The 16,655-nt window shown below is 63.1% G+C and carries 15 protein-coding genes; 8 read left to right on the top strand and 7 right to left on the bottom strand.

Going from position 1 to position 16,655, the window contains the following annotated elements:
* Nucleotides 1-298 precede the first annotated feature (298 nt).
* Nucleotides 299-2,122 (bottom strand): hypothetical protein, encoded by a 1,824-nt coding sequence (locus QRQ56_RS04490; RefSeq protein WP_438737859.1) that lies wholly within the window; start codon nt 2,120-2,122, stop codon nt 299-301.
* A gap of 513 nt (nt 2,123-2,635) precedes the next feature.
* Nucleotides 2,636-3,160, bottom strand: a complete 525-nt coding sequence (locus tag QRQ56_RS04495) for a TetR/AcrR family transcriptional regulator (protein WP_438737861.1) — start codon at nt 3,158-3,160, stop codon at nt 2,636-2,638.
* 223 nt (nt 3,161-3,383) lie between these two features.
* Between QRQ56_RS04495 and QRQ56_RS04500 the strand changes: the two genes are divergently transcribed.
* Nucleotides 3,384-4,349 (top strand): alpha/beta hydrolase fold domain-containing protein, encoded by a 966-nt coding sequence (locus tag QRQ56_RS04500; protein WP_438737862.1) that lies wholly within the window; start codon nt 3,384-3,386, stop codon nt 4,347-4,349.
* Between the two features lie 132 nt (nt 4,350-4,481).
* Here the strand turns inward: QRQ56_RS04500 and QRQ56_RS04505 are convergent, their stop codons facing one another.
* On the bottom strand, nt 4,482-4,649 hold the full coding sequence (locus QRQ56_RS04505; RefSeq protein ID WP_245448343.1) for a hypothetical protein: 168 nt from the start codon (nt 4,647-4,649) through the stop codon (nt 4,482-4,484).
* Nucleotides 4,650-5,305: 656 nt separating this feature from the next.
* Between QRQ56_RS04505 and QRQ56_RS04510 the strand changes: the two genes are divergently transcribed.
* Nucleotides 5,306-6,277 (top strand): SDR family NAD(P)-dependent oxidoreductase, encoded by a 972-nt coding sequence (locus tag QRQ56_RS04510; protein ID WP_438737863.1) that lies wholly within the window; start codon nt 5,306-5,308, stop codon nt 6,275-6,277.
* 274 nt (nt 6,278-6,551) lie between these two features.
* Complete coding sequence (locus QRQ56_RS04515) at nt 6,552-7,667, top strand: alpha/beta hydrolase family protein (RefSeq protein WP_438737864.1); 1,116 nt, start codon at nt 6,552-6,554, stop codon at nt 7,665-7,667.
* A gap of 70 nt (nt 7,668-7,737) precedes the next feature.
* Here QRQ56_RS04515 and QRQ56_RS04520 read toward each other — a convergent pair whose 3' ends face one another.
* Nucleotides 7,738-8,244 (bottom strand): MarR family winged helix-turn-helix transcriptional regulator, encoded by a 507-nt coding sequence (locus QRQ56_RS04520; protein ID WP_438737866.1) that lies wholly within the window; start codon nt 8,242-8,244, stop codon nt 7,738-7,740.
* A gap of 394 nt (nt 8,245-8,638) precedes the next feature.
* Here QRQ56_RS04520 and QRQ56_RS04525 point away from each other — a divergent pair, with 394 nt between their 5' ends.
* Nucleotides 8,639-10,195, top strand: a complete 1,557-nt coding sequence (locus tag QRQ56_RS04525; RefSeq protein WP_438737868.1) for a porin — start codon at nt 8,639-8,641, stop codon at nt 10,193-10,195.
* Nucleotides 10,196-10,480: 285 nt separating this feature from the next.
* Here QRQ56_RS04525 and QRQ56_RS04530 read toward each other — a convergent pair whose 3' ends face one another.
* From QRQ56_RS04530 to QRQ56_RS04540, 3 genes are all read right to left on the bottom strand, one after another.
* Nucleotides 10,481-10,951: a GcrA family cell cycle regulator gene (locus tag QRQ56_RS04530; RefSeq protein ID WP_438737869.1), complete on the bottom strand. Its 471-nt coding sequence runs from the start codon at nt 10,949-10,951 to the stop codon at nt 10,481-10,483.
* Between the two features lie 71 nt (nt 10,952-11,022).
* Nucleotides 11,023-11,220 (bottom strand): hypothetical protein, encoded by a 198-nt coding sequence (locus QRQ56_RS04535; RefSeq protein ID WP_007603456.1) that lies wholly within the window; start codon nt 11,218-11,220, stop codon nt 11,023-11,025.
* A 200-nt stretch (nt 11,221-11,420) separates the two neighbouring features.
* Nucleotides 11,421-12,362: an acetamidase/formamidase family protein gene (locus QRQ56_RS04540; protein WP_438737871.1), complete on the bottom strand. Its 942-nt coding sequence runs from the start codon at nt 12,360-12,362 to the stop codon at nt 11,421-11,423.
* A gap of 131 nt (nt 12,363-12,493) precedes the next feature.
* Here QRQ56_RS04540 and QRQ56_RS04545 point away from each other — a divergent pair, with 131 nt between their 5' ends.
* The 4 genes from QRQ56_RS04545 to QRQ56_RS04560 are packed head-to-tail and all read left to right on the top strand — an operon-like array spanning nt 12,494 to nt 16,504.
* Nucleotides 12,494-13,297: a YdcF family protein gene (locus QRQ56_RS04545; protein WP_438740068.1), complete on the top strand. Its 804-nt coding sequence runs from the start codon at nt 12,494-12,496 to the stop codon at nt 13,295-13,297.
* Between the two features lie 55 nt (nt 13,298-13,352).
* Nucleotides 13,353-14,135: a DUF169 domain-containing protein gene (locus QRQ56_RS04550; protein WP_438737873.1), complete on the top strand. Its 783-nt coding sequence runs from the start codon at nt 13,353-13,355 to the stop codon at nt 14,133-14,135.
* Between the two features lie 9 nt (nt 14,136-14,144).
* Complete coding sequence (locus QRQ56_RS04555) at nt 14,145-15,323, top strand: saccharopine dehydrogenase family protein (protein WP_438737875.1); 1,179 nt, start codon at nt 14,145-14,147, stop codon at nt 15,321-15,323.
* A gap of 5 nt (nt 15,324-15,328) precedes the next feature.
* Nucleotides 15,329-16,504 carry a saccharopine dehydrogenase family protein gene (locus tag QRQ56_RS04560; RefSeq protein ID WP_438737877.1) on the top strand — a complete coding sequence of 392 codons (1,176 nt, stop codon included), beginning with the start codon at nt 15,329-15,331 and terminating at the stop codon, nt 16,502-16,504.
* The last annotated feature ends 151 nt before the right edge of the window (nt 16,505-16,655 follow it).

Raw genomic sequence — 16,655 nt, forward strand, 5'->3', positions numbered from 1 at the left:
CTCCCGCCCGTGGCGGAGGCGCGACTAGGATTGCCGGCAGCCGTTCTGGGGGCGGCAAACCAAAATCTCGAAAACAACCCCATGCACAGTAAGGAAGTCGTGGGCAGAATGATGTTTTTCCGAAGAGATTTGTCGCGTCGGGCGGACAGGGTATGGTGTCATTGTGCCGGCCTGTGGGGTGACCTGTAGCGTAGTGCTTGCTCAGCGCGTTCGCGTTGGCTCCGAGCCTCCCTTAGATTGCCCGAAAGAACTCTTTCGTCAGTGACCCGAGCAAGTCGTGTGCGGTCGATCTCATAGCTCAGTGCTTGGGGACGACGGGCTCCGCGAAGAGAGGTTGGGCTGAAAGCGCGACACTCAGGATCATTCCGCGGGTGAGATATTGGCCGATATCAAGCAGTCCGACCAACTGGCCGTTCCGGGAGAATATCGGACTACCAATCATTCCTGATGCGACAGGGATATCGAGATCAAAGCGCACCGCATCGTCGTCGCCTTCGCCAACGGACGTCCAGGATGGGAGTTCTCGCGCGCGAAAAACGAACCGGTCGTTGTTGTCGACGCCGATCTTTCGTGTCTCTGATCGATCGCGGAATAAGCCGTCGGAGCGTTCGAGATAGCCGACTACGAAAAGAGGATCGCTTTTCCAGGGCGTTTCATCGTCGGTCGGAAATGCAGGTGCAGGTGTTTTGACCTTTGCGCCGGGGACCACGAGCCGGAGATAAGGAGATTTTCCTGCCGGCGAGACAGGCGCAACGGATTCCATCTTGTGAGTCTCCACAATCTTGCCGCAGCTGACAACTTGAACTTCTGTGCCTGCAGGGAGCATTTGGAGTTGTCGCTTATACGAACCAACGGTTACGACCGTATCATCCGCGATAATGATTCCCGTCCTGACGAGCAATTGCTTGTCCTGACCGGAGATGATCCGTACCACGTTGTCATACTGGTGCTTGACCTTGTCCGGGACATTGCGTTGTCGGTCTGAGGAATCCGTAGTTTCGCAATCTGTGCTGATCTGATCAGCGAAGTATGCGCGATCAATAGCTTTTCGCTCCGTAACCTCGGGCGGAAGGTGTTTGATCCAATCCGTGTATCGCGATGTTGGCCGCATGGCGAAGAAACTGATGAGGTCGACGAGCGAACCGATGGTGGCGGTTGTCGTCGCCGACAGCGTGACTTTCTCGTCGCCGACGTATCGTTCGAGGCCTCTGAGCGAAGAGTAAATCAGATCGTATTCGGGTTGAGCAAGGGCGGCGGCTTGAAACATCTCGCGAAGAAAGTCGACGTCGTCCTTGTACTTTTGCCTTTGAAATTCGTACGAGGGCAGGGCGTCGAACGTGCTGCGGATGTAAAGTAGCCGTGCAACGCGGCAAAATTCGCTGAAGTTGACGCCGAAAACGCTATCCGACTTGGCGCCATCCCATTGAGACCAGAGCATGTAACATGCAATTCGGAATGCGGTTGCGGTATCGCTTTCAACTGAACCTGAGAGCAGTGCCGGCACTGGACGTGTCTCTTTGCCCTTCCCGACCGACGGCGCGGTGACAAACACACGGCGCGAATTGTTGCCGCTAAAAATGGACGCCTTTAGCTCTCGTGGACTCGGTGTGACCAAGCCCCCAAGAGCCGAAAACAGATTTCTGATGTTGACGCCCTGAACGGTGATTTCTAGTTGCTGCAGCTCGCTGCTTTTGCTGCTTAGCTCGGCCAGTTGCTCGTTCCGGATGGGTGGCAACCGGCCCGACCTGTCTTCCTCTCCCTTGTTCGGTTCGCCACTCTCAAACTTCGTGCGTCCAGCCTCATTTTGAATCAAGCGGACGATAAGGTTGTAGAATTCAAACGTCTCGGCGCGCATCTGCTCGCCAAAATCTGCCTTCTTGGCGCCGTCCGAGTAATAGTTGAAATCGCCAACGGTGATCTTGCCGGATTGCCAAGTCGAGATGAGGCTTCTTACAAGCACAGCAATGACCAAGATGATAAAAACGGAGTAGCCGACACGCGAAAGGGTGACATGTTCGATGAGTTGAGAAACCGTCTTGGTAACCCAATCGAAGGCCTGCATGACAACACCCGCGATGTTTCGGTTTTCGAGGCGCAGCTTTATACGTTCGATCTTGCGCATGCCTCAATCTCGTTCAGTCAATTCCGCGATTGAATGACCTTATTGCCCAGGAGAAAAGCTTTATCGAGGGCCGGGCTGAAAGCTGTCGCCGTCATCGCCATCTGCAAAGGCCGACGGAGCGCGACCGCTAGGCAAATCCAAAATGACATGATCAAACTTCAGTTGTAAAAAGTAATGCTGCACATAGTCTCAGCCGTGCGGATTGGCGAACTTGCTGACCCGAGAAAGGAATAGAGAAAATCCACCTGCGCAAATCGCAATCATGCACCAAATTTAGATTCGCGCAATACGTGTGGTGAACTGACCGCGCGCCCGGGACGACTATCCTTTTTGGCTGGCCAATGACGAGCCGTTGGTTGGAGACGCTGCGGGACGGCTCGCGGCGGCAGAGCATCAGGCCAACTGCATGAAGGTGCAAATACAGGCTGCTCACCGGAAGGCCTATGCTCACGGGCGAGATGGCCTCACCGAAAAGATGAGCCCCGGGCGCTCGCTCGAAAACATTCCAGCCGCTCAGCGCAAATACCCCACCACCAGCCTCGTCGTTTCCTCCACCAGCACCTTCACCATCTTCTCCGACAGCATCTCCGCCCCGTTCAGCACGGTGTTGTGCGCCACCGACTCGATCGCGCTGACGCAGATGAAAGTTGCGACATCCAGGTCGACCTTGCGCATCTCCTTGCGGCGGCTTTCGAGATAGGTGCGCACGAGGGTGTGGACTTCGCGGTTGAAGGCTTCGACGTCCTTGAGCTGGCCGGTGCGCGGGATCTGCTCGGCGAGCACCCGATGCAGTTTCGGGTTGATGCGGTGGGCCTCGATCGCGACGGTGACGAGGTTGCGCACCGCCTTGTCGATCGGCTGGTCAGCGACCTCGATCAGCGCGGTGCGGACGAGGCCCATGATCTCCTCGTTGTGCCGGTCGATCACGGCGGCGACGAGGGCTTCCTTGGTCGGAAAATACTGGTAGAGCGAGCCGACGCTGACGCCGGCGACTTCCGCGATGCGGTTGGTGCTGGTCTTCTCGAAACCGTCGCGCACCAGAATGCGAGCGGTCGCCTCGACCAGCGCATCGACGGTGGCGCGTGATCGCGCCTGCGGGGGCGTTTTTCCGGGGCTTTGTCGGCGGCGTGCGCGCCATGGCGTTGCGATCCGAATGCGAGTATGAAAAGCGAGCGAATGCTCGCATTATATTGGCCCATGGCGGCCTTCCGGCAAGCGTCTTCGTCGCCATATGGATGCGAAATCCAGGCGGAGAGGGACCATGAGCGTCGCAAGACTTGTGTCGGCCTTGCAGTTTTGTCCTGTGATGTGCGCGCCGCGACACCGTGATCCCGCGCCGAGCCTGCAGAGCCGCCTGTTGAACGCGGTGCTGGCGCAGCTTCCCTACAAGCAACAGCTCGCGTCCGCCGAAGCCGTGCAGGCGCATGTGCAGAAGCTCGCCTTGCGGCCGGCCTCGTTCGAGCCGGTGGGGCTCGGCTATGGTGTCGAGGCGACGCTGACCAAGATGGGCGGCTGGCCGGTCTATTACACCGCGCCGTCGTCGGGTCATGAAGGCTGCAACTTCGTCATGTTCCTGCATGGCGGCGGCTACATCAACGAGATCGTGCCGGCGCATTGGCGCTTCGTCGGACAGATGACGCGCAAGGCGAACGTCGTGTGCGTCGTGCCGATCTATCCGCTGGCGCCGCGCGCGACCGCGGAGCATGTGGTGCCGGCGACGGGCGAACTCCTGCGCATGCTGCTGGAAGACGCCGGGCCTGCAAAGGTCACTGTGGTCGGCAACTCCGCCGGTGCGGGGCTTGCGCTCGCGGCGTGCCAATGGCTGCGCGATCGCGGCCATCGGCAGCCGGACCAGATGATGCTGATCTCGCCCGCGGCCGATGCCTCGGTCGGCCGCCCCGAGCAGATCGAGATCGCAAGGCGCGATCCGCTCCAGGACATTCCGGGAATCGTCGAGGCCGGGCATCTCTATGCCGGCGCGCTCGATATCGGCCATCCCTTCGTCAGCCCGCTCAACGGCGCCTTCCGCGCGCTGGCGCCGATGACGATCTTCTCAGGCACGCGCGATCTGCTCTACCCCGACAGCGTCGATCTCGCCGCGCGGGCGCGGGCCGTGGGCGTGCCGGTGGAGCTGCATCTGATGCGTGACCAGCCGCACAATTATGCGCTGATGCCGACGCCGGAGGGGCGGCGCGCGCGGGCGGTCATCTTGCGGGCGGTGGCGTGACGGAAGAATTGCGTGAGCGATGTCACGAAGCGCGCCGTCTCTTCGCGACTGGCGCGGTGCGGCCCGTCGGAGGCGGCCTCCGGGGCGTTTCCTCTTAATCCGTGGTTCACGGATCAGTAGTTTTGCGGGGCCTTAGGCGTGGCCCTTGATCTCGTAATGACCCGGCACGCATTTGTAGCGATCGAGGCGCCAATTGGCGTGATAGATCGGATGCTCGCCCATCCATTTCGCAAGCGGTGCCTGTGCGCCGACCGCACATTGCATCATAGAAATCTCGGGCGTCATGTTGCTGTCGGTCACGATTTCCTCGACGCAACTGCCTGAGCTAGCTGCGCTAAGCCGGCAGAGCACGGCTACGACGGTCACGAACATTCCTGTCACCTCATCGGTAGTTAAGGACCACGAAGAGGATGCAAGCGGAGTGCCAGAGCCTGTGACACGCAAACAACACGCTGGCCTGGCCGACTCGACCCAGCGTCCGGAGTCCATTTGACGATTCGGATTGTAAAAAATTTACCCATAAACCGAAGCCGGGCAAATACGGGAACCGGGAGACTACGGCCCCGCGCTGGGCGCCGCGCCTAGCAACGGCGCTCCTCGCGACGACGGAGCAAGCGCCTCGTCCTTCGAGACGACCGCCTTCAGCGGTCTCCTCAGGATGAGGCTGATCGGCGTCGGTGCTCTCTGAAACCAGCGCAACGGACTCCGACCTCATCCTGAGGGCCCGCCGACGGCGGGCGTCTCGAAGGATGCGCCGCGGGTGGAGCTTTCTCACATGTGCGGACCGCGTGGTGACTGCATCGGAGCTGCCAATAGTCCGCGCACCGAAATAACGCTGAGCGATGGCATCGCCAATCTGCTTTCATTTGCGCATGCAGCGCTGCTACATTTTGCGCGCGCGCCGAGCGGCGCTGTAATGAAGAAACATACCGACAAGGGGAGGGGCCGAAAGTCCCATGAAGGATTTCGCTGGAAAGATCGCGGTCATCACCGGGGGCGGCACGGGAATGGGGCGCGAGCTCGCGCGGCAACTCGTGGCCGAGGGCTGCAACGTCGCGATGTGCGACGTCTCGGAGGCCGCGATGGCGGAGACCAAGCGGCTGTGCGAGGTCGAGAAGCTGCCGCAGGGCCTGCGCGTCACGACGCATGTCGCCGACGTCGCGATCGAGGATCACCTGAAGCGGTTTCGCGACGAGCTCGCCGAGCAGCAAAAGACCGACAGGATCCATCTGTTGTTCAACAATGCCGGCATCGGCGGCGGCGGCAGCCTGTTCACCAACACGCGCGAGCAGTGGGAGCGCACCTTCAACATCTGCTGGGGCGGCGTCTACTTGGGCGTGCGCACCTTCCTGCCGATGCTGGTCGCCGCCGACGAGGCGCACATCGTCAACACCGCCAGCGTCAACGGCTTCTGGGCCTCCATCGGCATGGGGCAGGCGCACACCGCCTACAGCTCCGCCAAGTTCGCCGTGAAGGGATTCACCGAAGCGCTGATCAACGATCTGCGCCTGCACGCGCCGCACGTCAAATGCTCGGTGGTGATGCCCGGCCATATCGGCACCTCGATCGTCTCCAACTCGCGCAAGGTGCAGAGCACCGACGGCTCGGAACGGCTCAATGCCGACGAGGTCGCGCTGACGCGCAAGCGCATGGTCGCGGCCGGCGTGCCCGATGCCGACAGGATGTCGGACGAGGACATCCAGGCGGCGTTCGCCGAACGCGCCCGCAGCTTCCTGGAGGATGCGCCGACCACGGCCGCGCAGGCCGCGAAGATCATTCTCGACGGCGTCAAGGCGGAGCGCTGGCGCATCCTCGTCGGCGATGACGCAAGGCGCCTGGACGAGCGCGTGCGTGCGACGCCCGAGCAGGCCTATGACCGCGCCTTCTACGAAAGCTTCACGCAGGAGGTCGGCTGGCGGCTCGGTTGAGTCGCCGGGCCGGCGCGGACGCCGGGCGCGCCCATGTAGGTATGATAGTCATCATGACAAGAGGTGCGCCGCTGATATTGCGTGCCACCTCTTGCCAATCTTTCTTGCCGATGTTCAGGCCTGCATGCCGAATTGGAATGTCATGCATGCGTCATGAACCAGCGTTCAAGCGATGGTGATCTTGAACGGCCCTCATTCGGCGCGCGGCTGCTTGGTCGGCGAACTGAAATGGTTTAGTCAATCAGGAGTAACGCGAGATAGAGCGTAGCTCCCAATGATACCCGCCTGCCTCTCCGACGACTGGACCCTTTGCCCGGAGCGAGAGGACATCTCCGCTGAATTCACCCGGCTCCTGACCGCGGCCCAGGAGGGCGGCGCCACCATCGCCGAATGCCTGATGATCGCGCGGCATCTCAAGCGCGGCGACGACCGATCCTGGCATCGCGAATGGAAGCGGCTGGCGCAAGCCAACCGGCAGCGTGCTGAAGCTGCCTTCGCCGAAGGCCACATGGCGAGCGCCCAGCGCAACTGGCTGCGCGCCATGAATTACTATGGTGCCGCGGCGATGCCGCTCGACCAGGCCGACGAGCGCCGCTGGGTCGCCGTGCTCGCGATGCAGGAATGCGCACGCCGCTACCTTTCGGCGCGCAGCCCGGCCGGCGAGGTCGTGACGATTCCCTGGCTCGACGGGCACGCGCTGCAGGGCTACTTCCTGCCGGCGCCGTCGGGCGGCGCGCGGGCTCCGACCGTGATCTGCATCGGCGAGCCCGGCCATCGCAAGGAGGAGTTCCTGTACAAGCTCGTGCCGCATGCGCGCGAGCGGGGCTTCTCGATGCTGGCGCTCGACCTGTTCGGCGACCAGCGCGACGATTACATCGACGTGCTGCTCCGGCGCGGCGATCTCGAAAGCGCGATTCCTTGCGTGATGGACCATCTGGAGGCGCGCAGCGACGTCGATTTCGCGCGGGTCGGGATCATCGCGGATGGCTGGGGCTCGTCCTTCGTGGCGCGCGCCGTGCTGCAGGAGCCGCGGCTGGCCGCGGCCGTCTGCGACGGCGGCCTGTGGGACCTGCACGAGCGCGCGTTCTTTGCCAGCCGATTCGCGCTGAGCGACGTCGGCATCGTGCCGGTGCCGCATGCGCCGTTAATGGCCTCCAGTGCCGACTGTCCGGTGCTGATCACGCTCGGCGAGGACGGCTGGCTCAAGGCCGACCGGGCGCGCCAGATCGTCCAGAGCTCGCGGCACGGCGCTTCGGAAGTGATGCTGAAGGTGTTCACCGCAGCCGAGACCGGCGCGGCGCAGGCCCATGCGGACAATCCGAGCCTTGCCAACGAATACATCTTCGACTGGCTCGAATCGCGGCTCGGTGCCGCCGCCCGGCGGATCTGAGCGCCGCCTGGGCTTATTGTGTGGGCATGATCTTATCGGAAAACCGCTGCGCACTTTTCCGGATCATGCTCTAGAAGTCGAGCGAGATCCGGACGCAGGCCTTCTCGAGGCGGTTCTTCAGCGTCGCCAGCTTTGTGGTGAATTCCGTCAGCTCGTCCTCGTCGAATTCCTGGAAGACGAATTCGCGAATCGTCTTGTACTGCTCGTTGAGGCTCGCGATGTGCTTCTGCGTCTTGTCGGTCAGCGACAGCCGCACCACGCGGGCGTCGGTCGGCGAGGGGCGACGGCGCAACAGGCTCTTCTTCTCCAGCAGCTTGGACTGCGTGGTGATGAAGGACGGATCGACGTGGAGCAGCTTGGAGACGACGTTGACGGGGATGCCGTCGTCCTTGTCGAGGTCGGAAATGGCCATCAGAATCAGCCATTGCGGGCCGCTGATGCCGAGCGTCTTGGCCCAGAACTGACGCAACTCCTCCAGATGCATGTTGATCGACGATATCTCCCAGGTGAAACGCCTGATGATATCCAGGTTGCCGATCGAGCGCATTCGCGCTCCTTCTTTCCTCGTCGCGGACACAGCGTCACTCCAGGGAACGATAGTTCAGGCCGGTGTTCGTGGAGGGCCATAGTCCACGCAAGCCTGCTCTGACGCAAGTGCAGAGCAGGGTAATTTCGTCACTAAAATTACAAAGATGATCAGCTCAAGGATTGGCTCCGGGGACATACGGTGTGGCGCGCGGAGCACAGCTCGGGTGAAACCACAAAGCTGATCTAATAAACTATTTTGATTAGCGAACGACGCACTGCATATTGTTCCACGACGGTGGGGGGTACTCGATCGTCCCGTTGCAGGTGGCTCGCTCACGTTCCTCGCTTCAAAGCCGAGGTGTCCGAGAGCCGCCGGGCGGATTTGAGAGATGGGGATCTTGGGGGGCCTCACGGTCCGGTCTCCGCAACTTGGAGGTTTTTATATGAAAGTGGTGAAGAGCCTTTTGCTCGGCACTGCGGCGGGTCTGATCGCCGTCGGTGGAGCCCAGGCGGCCGATCTTCCGGTCAAGGCCAAGGCAGTCGAGTACGTCAAGATCTGCTCGCTGTACGGCGCGGGCTACTACTACATCCCGGGCACCGACACCTGCATCAAGCTGGGTGGCTACGTGCGTGCGGAAGTCGCGCTCAACGCCGGCGGCAACTACAGCGCCCAGTACAACGGCGTGTTCGCGGCCAACAACCGCCTGAACAACTACTACTCGATGCGCGCTCGTGAAGATCTCAACATCGATACGCGCACCTCGACCGAATACGGCGTCGTTCGCACCTATTTCGACGCGGTCTTCACCTGGACGACCGGTAACTACGGCGGCACGGGTTCGGCCACCGGCGCGACTGCGTACAGCGGCACCGTCGGCCTCAACGCGGCCGGCACCGGCCTCACCGGTTCGGGTGGCGGCGCCATCAACGGCACCGACGGCGCCCTCTCGGGCGGCGCGCTCGGCGTCTACTACGCCTTCATCCAGTTCGCCGGCTTCACCATGGGTAAGGCCGTGTCGCAGTTCGACGCGCCCTGGATCAACTATCCCGGCAACAACTTCGACCAGCTCGTCGGCGGCAGCGGCTCCACCAACGGTGTCGCGCAGTTCACCTACACGGCCGATTTCGGCCAGGGCATCACGGCGGCGTTCTCGGCGCAGGACCAGACGCAGGTCTATCAGACCAGCCTCTGGAACACGGCCGGCATGTCCACCACCGGCGTGCTCGGCGGTGCCTACGGCTCGAACGACATCGGCGGCAGCCGCTCGCCCGACCTCGTCGCGATGGTTCGCGTCGATCAGGCCTGGGGTCTGTTCCAGGCGTCGTTCGCAGCTCACGACAACCATGTCGCCTACTACGGTGCTTCCGAAGCCACCGGTCATCCCGAAGACAAGTGGGGCTGGGCCGTTCAGCTCGCCTTGGGCATCAAGAACATCCCGACCGGTGCCGGCGACGTGATCAACATCTCGGGCGTCTACACCGAGGGCGCGAGCCGCTACAACTTCCAGGAGCTGGCCGCGACCAGCTACTCGATGTTCGGCAGCTCCAACGCCGCTTATCAGAGCATCGGCTTCGCCGGCGTGTCTGACGCGGTGTTCGCTCCGGGCGGCCAGCTCGAGCTGACCAAGACCTACGGCGTCCGTGGTGCCTACACCCACAACTGGAGCCCGAACTGGAACACGGCGCTTTACGGCGCGTGGGCTGCGGTCAACTACAGCGGTACCGCCAAGGGCCTGATCTGCGGCAGCGCCGCGTTCGCCACCCTGACCGGCGCCTGCAACCCGGACTTCAACATCGGCCAGATCGGTGTCATCACCCGCTGGACGCCGGTGAAGAACCTGACCTTCTCGGCTGACTTCACCTACAGCCACCTCGACCAGAAGTACTCGGGCGCGATCACGACCGGTGCTCTGACGGGCGTCGCCAAGCCGGCGGCCACCTACGAGCTGAAGGACCAGGACACCTACAGCATGCTGCTGCGCGCCCAGCGCAACTGGTAAGCTCGACGTCCTTCAATGCGACAAGGCCCCGGCGGGAAACCGCCGGGGCTTTTTGCTTGCGCAGGATCTTCGCAACCCGATCCTTCGTGCGGCGGACGAAGACGAGCTATGCGATTCAATCGCCTCAAATTAATTTACTTACCTGAGTTACTAAGCTATATAGCTCCAGGCCAAATACGAAAGTTGCGGCTCTTAGCTTCACGCTAAGCCTCCAGAGACCTCCGGTGATGCCCCACCGGAGGTTTTTCGTTGTCGGGTTGCTGCAGAGCGCTTCAGGCAGGGAGGCTAGCCGCGCATCACGCGGGCGCGCCCATTCGGCCGGTAGGCGAGGCGGCTGTGGCCGGCGCAATAGGACTGGCCGTCGGGCGCGGAATTGCCGCAGAAGCAGAAATCCTCGGCACCCGGCGACGAGATCGGCCAGCGGCAGCGGTTCTCGGAAAGCTCCAGCAGCGAGCAGCGATTGGCCTCGTCGATCGGCCCTGTAACCATCGGGACGTCGGTATCGCCATAGATCGTGGCGAGCATCTCGAATTGCAGCCGCGGCACCGCCTTCGGCCGCGCAAAACTCCTGTCCTGACCCTTGCGGTCGTCGCCGGTGCGGCCGCGCGTCAGATTGAGGCGGGACAGCTTGCCGATCACGGCGTTGCGGCTGACGCCGATATCGGCGGCGATCTCGCGGCAGGAGAGGCCGGCCTCGAAGTGCTGCTTCAGAAGTTCAATTCGCTCGTCGGTCCAGGTGGGTGAGAGAACAGGCATGTGTAACGGTCCCAGGTTGCAGATGTCGGCCATCCGCATCGAGATCCGTCCGCATCACGCACCGCGCGCGTTCACGTCCTGCCATTGTCGCGGATCGACAAAAGCCCGTCCTTGATGGCGAGACGGATGCCTTCCTCGATCAGGGTGCGTGCAACGCCGGGAACGCTGGTGCCGTGGGTGCCCTGTCTCACCAACTTCTCCAGGTAGGTGATGGTCGAGAGCGCCAAGGTTACGGGAATGCGGTCAGTCTCGGCTTTTTCGGTGGCCATGGTCCGAACGCTAGCCTCATACTCAGGTACATAAAAGTAACGATTAAGACTCTATTTAGGTTCGGGGCCGGAAGTCAAATGCAGCCTGCGCCTGGCGCTCAGCACGTTGGAATCGCACGGGAAAATAGCCACGACTCAGGGCACTGCGCGGAAGACCGCGCGGCGTGGAGGCATCGACAGGGCGGGAGGAGCGGCCCGGGTCAGCCGTGCACGATGGCCTTTTCGATCATGCAATGGATGCCCTTGGAGCCGTTGACGGTCTGGGTCACCCTGAGGTCGGCGGCCAGGCTGCACAGCGTGTAGGCATCCTCGCGCGACAGGTTTCGCCGCTCGCCGAGCAGGGCGATCATGTCGCGCAGCGCGCGCACCACGCACTGGTCGAGGTCGGGGTCCATCGCCATGGTCATGTAGTGGGTGGCGGTCTCGGCGCGGGGATAGTCGAACTTCAGGTCCTTGCGCAGTGTCAGGCGAAAGCGGCCTTGCAAAGCGGTCTCGATCGCGGTGACGCAGACTTCGCCGTCGCCCTGCACGCCGTGGCCGTCGCCGCAGGAGAACATCGCGCCCGGCACGAACACCGGCAGATAGAGCGTCGCGCCGGCGCCCAGCTCCTTGTTGTCGAGATTGCCGCCCATCGCGCGCGGGATCAGCGAGGAGATACGGCCCCAGCCGGGCGGCGGCGAGACGCCCATCACGCCGAAAAAGGGTTTGAGCGGCAGATCGAGGCCCCACGGCATGCGGCCGGTCATCCGCGTCCGGTCGAGCGGGATGTTCAGGATCCGCGTCTCGTGGAAATCGTCGGGCAGGGTGCCGGACAGCGGCTTGATCATGTTCCAGCCCCAATCCTGGCGGAGCTGAACGTCGAGGATCTCGACCGCGAGCACGTCGCCGGGCTCGGCGCCTTCGACCGCGATCGGTCCGGTGAGGATATGGCCGGGCAGCATGCGCTCGTTGTTGGCGTGAACCTCGAACATCTCGGGGGGAATGTGAAACTTGTTGCGGTCGGGCAGCATGTCCGGCCCGCCGCTAATGGTGTCGACGGTGACCTCGTCGCCGCTGGCAATGGTGAGGACCGGCTTGAGCGCGGCTTCGAAGAAGCCCCAATGGCAGGTCTTGGGGCTGGAATGCAGGTGGTGATGGGTCATGTGCCTCGTCCGGTCGCTTTCATCAGGCCGGGCTTGACCCGGCGATCGATCCTCTTTCAAGAAGATTTCTGAAGATCGCCGGGCAGGTCAAGCCCCGCGCAGACTGGCACGATCATTCCAGCGAGGCTCCCCTGTTTTTCGTTCTGTCCAAGACCCTCGGCACCGCGCTCTTGCCGATCAACCTTCTGGTCGAGCTCGGCATCGTCTCGCTGCTGCTGATGGCGACGCGCTTTGCCGCGCTCGGCCGCAAGCTTGCCGTGACCACGCTGGTGCTGCTGGCGCTGGCGGCGTTCTCGCCGCTCGGCAATCTGCTGATCTATCCGCTTGAATCGCGCTTTCCGGCGTGGGACGCCGCGCGCGGCGCGCCCGACGGCATCATCGTGCTCGGCGGCTCCGTGGACACCGATCTGTCTGCGGCGCATCGCACCCCTGTCGTCGCGCACGCCGCCGACCGTCTGTTCGCGCCGGCCGAGCTCGCGCGTCGCTATCCGAATGCGCGCATCGTCTTTACCGGAGGGACTGCGAACCTGGTCGCGACCGATGCCAGGGAAGCCGATTACTCCGCGCCGATCCTGGAAAATCTGGGCATCCCGAAAGAGCGCCTCGTTCTGGAGCGCAGCTCCCGCAACACCTGGGAGAATGCGATCTTCACCAAAGAGCTGGTGAAGCCGAAGCCGGGCGAACGCTGGCTTTTGGTGACGTCGGCCTTTCACATGCCGCGCTCGATGGGAATCTTCCGCAAGGCCGGATTCGACGTCGAGGCTTATCCGGTGGACTGGCGGATGGGCGGACGTGACGATCTGTTCTCCTTCACCAACATGGGCGCGGACGGCCTTGGCCGAACTGAAGTCGCCGTGCGCGAGTGGATCGGCCTCGTCGCCTACCGTCTGATGGGCAGGACCGGCGAGTTGCTTCCGGGACCCGCGAAGGACTAGAACCAAGACCGCAAAACAAGAACATGCGGCGGAACGCGCCGCTCCGGAGGAAGCCATGCAACAGCAGAGCGCAGACAGCATCGATCTTGCCGGCCTCGTCGCCGATCTCAACAGCCTGCTCCGGCTGAAGACGAATGTGATCGGCATGAAGCTGTTCGCGCGCGCCGCGGACATGGAGGCGATCTCGAAAGTCCGGCGGCCGAATGCGGTCCACACCACCGACCAGATCGTCAGCATGGCCTCGCGCCTGGGCTGGACCGTCGGCATCACCGCCGACGATCTCGTCGGCGCGCAATGCCGTGCGGTGATCGGGCTCAGCCCCCAGGACGACAAATGGCTCGCCGGCGAAAATTATGTCGGGGTCTGGCACGGCACCGCCGAGGACGCGCGCAAGCGCCAGGAGGCGCTGGACGTGGTTCCGTTCGGACAATATCAGGCGCTCGCCGTCAGCCCGCTCGCGAGCGGCCGGCTCGATCCGCCCGACATCTGCCTCGTCTATGCGACGCCCGGGCAGATGATCATCCTGATCAACGGGCTGCAATATACCGGCTACAAGAAGTTCGAATGGGGCGTGGTCGGCGAGACCGCGTGCGCGGATTCCTGGGGGCGGGCGCTCAAGACCGGGGAGCCGAGCCTGTCCTTGCCATGCTATGCCGAACGGCGCTATGGCGGCGTGCCGGACGAGGAGATGCTGATGGCCTTGAAGCCGTCGCATCTCGCCAAGGCAATCGAGGGTATGAAGGCGCTGGCGAAGAACGGCCTGCGCTATCCGATCCCGCCTTATGGCATTCAAAGCGACGTCCGTGCCGGCATGGGCGTGAGTTACGCGAAAAAGTAAGGGACGACCATGAGCTCTGCGAAATTCGACATCGTCGTCTATGGTGCGACCGGTTTCACCGGCCAGCTCGTCGCCGAATATCTGACGAGGCAATACAAAACCGACAATTCGCTCAAATGGGCGATGGCAGGCCGTAGCCTCGGCAAGCTCAAATCGGTCCGCGATGCGGTCGGCGCGCCCGGGAATACGCCGCTGATTGTTGCGGATGCGTCGGACGCAGCCTCGCTGAAGGCGATGGCGGAGCAGACGATGTCGGTGATCACGACGGTTGGTCCCTATCAGCTCTACGGCGAGGAATTGTTGGCGGCCTGCGTCGCCACCGGCACGGATTATTTCGATCTCTGCGGTGAGCCGATCTGGATGCGGCAGATGATCGACAAGTACGAGGCAGCTGCGAAAGAGAGCGGCGCGCGCATCGTGTTCTCCTGCGGCTTCGATTCCGTGCCGTTCGAGCTCGGCACCTTCTTCGTGCAGGAAGAGGCCAAGCGCGTGTTCGGCGCCCCCGCCGCGCGCGTGAAGGGCCGCGTGCGCGACATGCGCGGCACGCTGTCGGGCGGCACCGCGGCGAGCGCGAAGGCGACCTTCGACGCCGTGGCCAAGGATATCAGCCTCGTCGCGATCCTGAACGACCCGTTTGCGTTGACGCCGGGCTTCACCGGTCCGAAGCAGCCGAGGGGCAACAAGCCGCTGATCGAGGAAGACCTGAATTCCTGGGCCGCGCCGTTCATGATGGCGCTGATCAACACCCGCAATGTCCATCGCTCCAACATGCTGATGGGCTTTCCGTACGGCCAGGACTTCGTCTACGACGAGATGGTTCTGACCGGTCCGGGCGAGAAGGGTGAGGCCAACGCCAAGCGCGTGATGGCCGCGAACGCCGAGAAGACCGGTCCCAGCGCGCCGAAGCCGGGCGAGGGGCCCTCGAAGGAAGAGCGCGAGAACGGGCTGTTCAATCTGCTCTACGTCGCGACCGCGCCCGACGGCCGCATGGTCCGCGCCGGCGTCACCGGCGACCGCGATCCCGGCTACGGCTCGACCTCGAAGATGATCTCCGAATGCGCGATCTGCATGCTGCGTGACACCACCGACGTCGCCGCCGGTTTCTGGACGCCGGGCGCAGCGATGCAACATAAGCTCATCAAGCGGCTGCGGGACAATGCGGGGCTGACGTTCAACGTGGAAGCCTGAGGTCGGTGTCCGCGAAGTTCGACATCGTCGTCTACGGCGCGACGGGGTACACCGGCCAGCTCGTGGCCGAATATCTCGCTGCGAACTACGTCGGTGACGGCGCGCCAAGCTGGGCGATGGCGGGGCGGAGCGGAGACAAGCTCGCCTCGGTTCGCGACGCGATCGGTGCGCCCAGGGATACGCCGCTCATCGTTGCGGACGCATCCGATCCGGCGTCGCTGCAGGCGATGGTCGATCAGGCGAAGCTGGTCGTCACCACCGTCGGTCCTTACCAGCTTTACGGATCCGACCTGCTGGCCGCCTGCGTCGCATCGGGCACCGACTACATGGATCTCTGCGGCGAGCCGATCTGGCTGAAGCAGATGATCGACAAGCACGAGGTGGCCGCCAAAGCGAGCGGCGCGCGCATCCTTTTCTCCTGCGGTTTCGATTCCATCCCGTTCGAACTCGGCGCATTCTTCGTGCAGGAGGAAGCCAGGCGCGTGTTCGGCGCGCCGGCGCCGCGCGTCAAGGGGCGCGTGCGCGACCTCAGCTGGAAGTTCTCCGGCGGTACCTCGGCGAGCGCGAGGGTTACCTTCGAAGCGGTCGCGCAGGATCTCAGCCTGGTGTCGATCCTCAAGGACCCCTTCGCATTCACGCCGGGATTTGAAGGACCAAAGCAGCCGCGCGGCAACAAGCCTGTCTTCGAGGACGACCTGCAATCCTGGTCCGCGCCGTTCGCGATGGCGATATTGAACACGCGCAACGTCCATCGCTCCAACATGCTGATGGGTTTCCCGTATGGCCGCGACTTCGTCTACGACGAGATGGTGCTGACGGGGGCGGGCGAGGAAGGGCAGGCCAACGCGAAGCTGGTGATGGCCGCCAACGGCGAAAAGACCGGCCCAAAGGCGCTCAAGCCCGGTGAGGGCCCGTCGAAGGAAGAGCGCGACAACGGTCGTTACGACCTGCTCTATGTCGCAATCGCGCCCGACGGCCGTCAGGTGCGTGCTGCGGTGAAGGGCGATCTCGATCCCGGCTACGCGTCGACCGCGAAGATGATCTCCGAATGCGCGATCTGCCTGCTGCGCGACACGCCGGATGTTCTGGCCGGTCTGTGGACCCCGGGCGCGGCGATGCAGCACAAGCTGATCAAGCGGCTGGTCGATCATGCCGGACTGAAGTTCGAGGTGGAGAGCTAGGTCGCTTTCTTCGCCTCGCCCCGCCTGCGGGGAGAGGCCGACACGCGAAGCGTGGCGGGTGAGGGGGACTCTCCGCGAGTCCAGCTCTCACCGTCTTCGCGGACGCAGCCCCTCACCCCAACCCTCTCCCCGTAAGAACGGGGAGAGGGAG

It is taken from the genome of Bradyrhizobium sp. U531 (genome assembly GCF_051710265.1).
Taxonomy (GTDB): Bacteria; Pseudomonadota; Alphaproteobacteria; order Rhizobiales; family Xanthobacteraceae; genus Bradyrhizobium.

Coding starts and splice junctions, on each gene's coding strand:
- QRQ56_RS04555 (WP_438737875.1), top strand. CDS start 14,145: ATGAGCTCTGCGAAATTCGACATCGTCGTCTATGGTGCGACCGGTTTC.
- QRQ56_RS04535 (WP_007603456.1), bottom strand. CDS start 11,220: ATGGCCACCGAAAAAGCCGAGACTGACCGCATTCCCGTAACCTTGGCG.
- QRQ56_RS04510 (WP_438737863.1), top strand. CDS start 5,306: ATGAAGGATTTCGCTGGAAAGATCGCGGTCATCACCGGGGGCGGCACG.
- QRQ56_RS04550 (WP_438737873.1), top strand. CDS start 13,353: ATGCAACAGCAGAGCGCAGACAGCATCGATCTTGCCGGCCTCGTCGCC.
- QRQ56_RS04500 (WP_438737862.1), top strand. CDS start 3,384: ATGAGCGTCGCAAGACTTGTGTCGGCCTTGCAGTTTTGTCCTGTGATG.
- QRQ56_RS04540 (WP_438737871.1), bottom strand. CDS start 12,362: ATGACCCATCACCACCTGCATTCCAGCCCCAAGACCTGCCATTGGGGC.
- QRQ56_RS04530 (WP_438737869.1), bottom strand. CDS start 10,951: ATGCCTGTTCTCTCACCCACCTGGACCGACGAGCGAATTGAACTTCTG.
- QRQ56_RS04515 (WP_438737864.1), top strand. CDS start 6,552: ATGATACCCGCCTGCCTCTCCGACGACTGGACCCTTTGCCCGGAGCGA.
- QRQ56_RS04490 (WP_438737859.1), bottom strand. CDS start 2,122: ATGCGCAAGATCGAACGTATAAAGCTGCGCCTCGAAAACCGAAACATC.
- QRQ56_RS04525 (WP_438737868.1), top strand. CDS start 8,639: ATGAAAGTGGTGAAGAGCCTTTTGCTCGGCACTGCGGCGGGTCTGATC.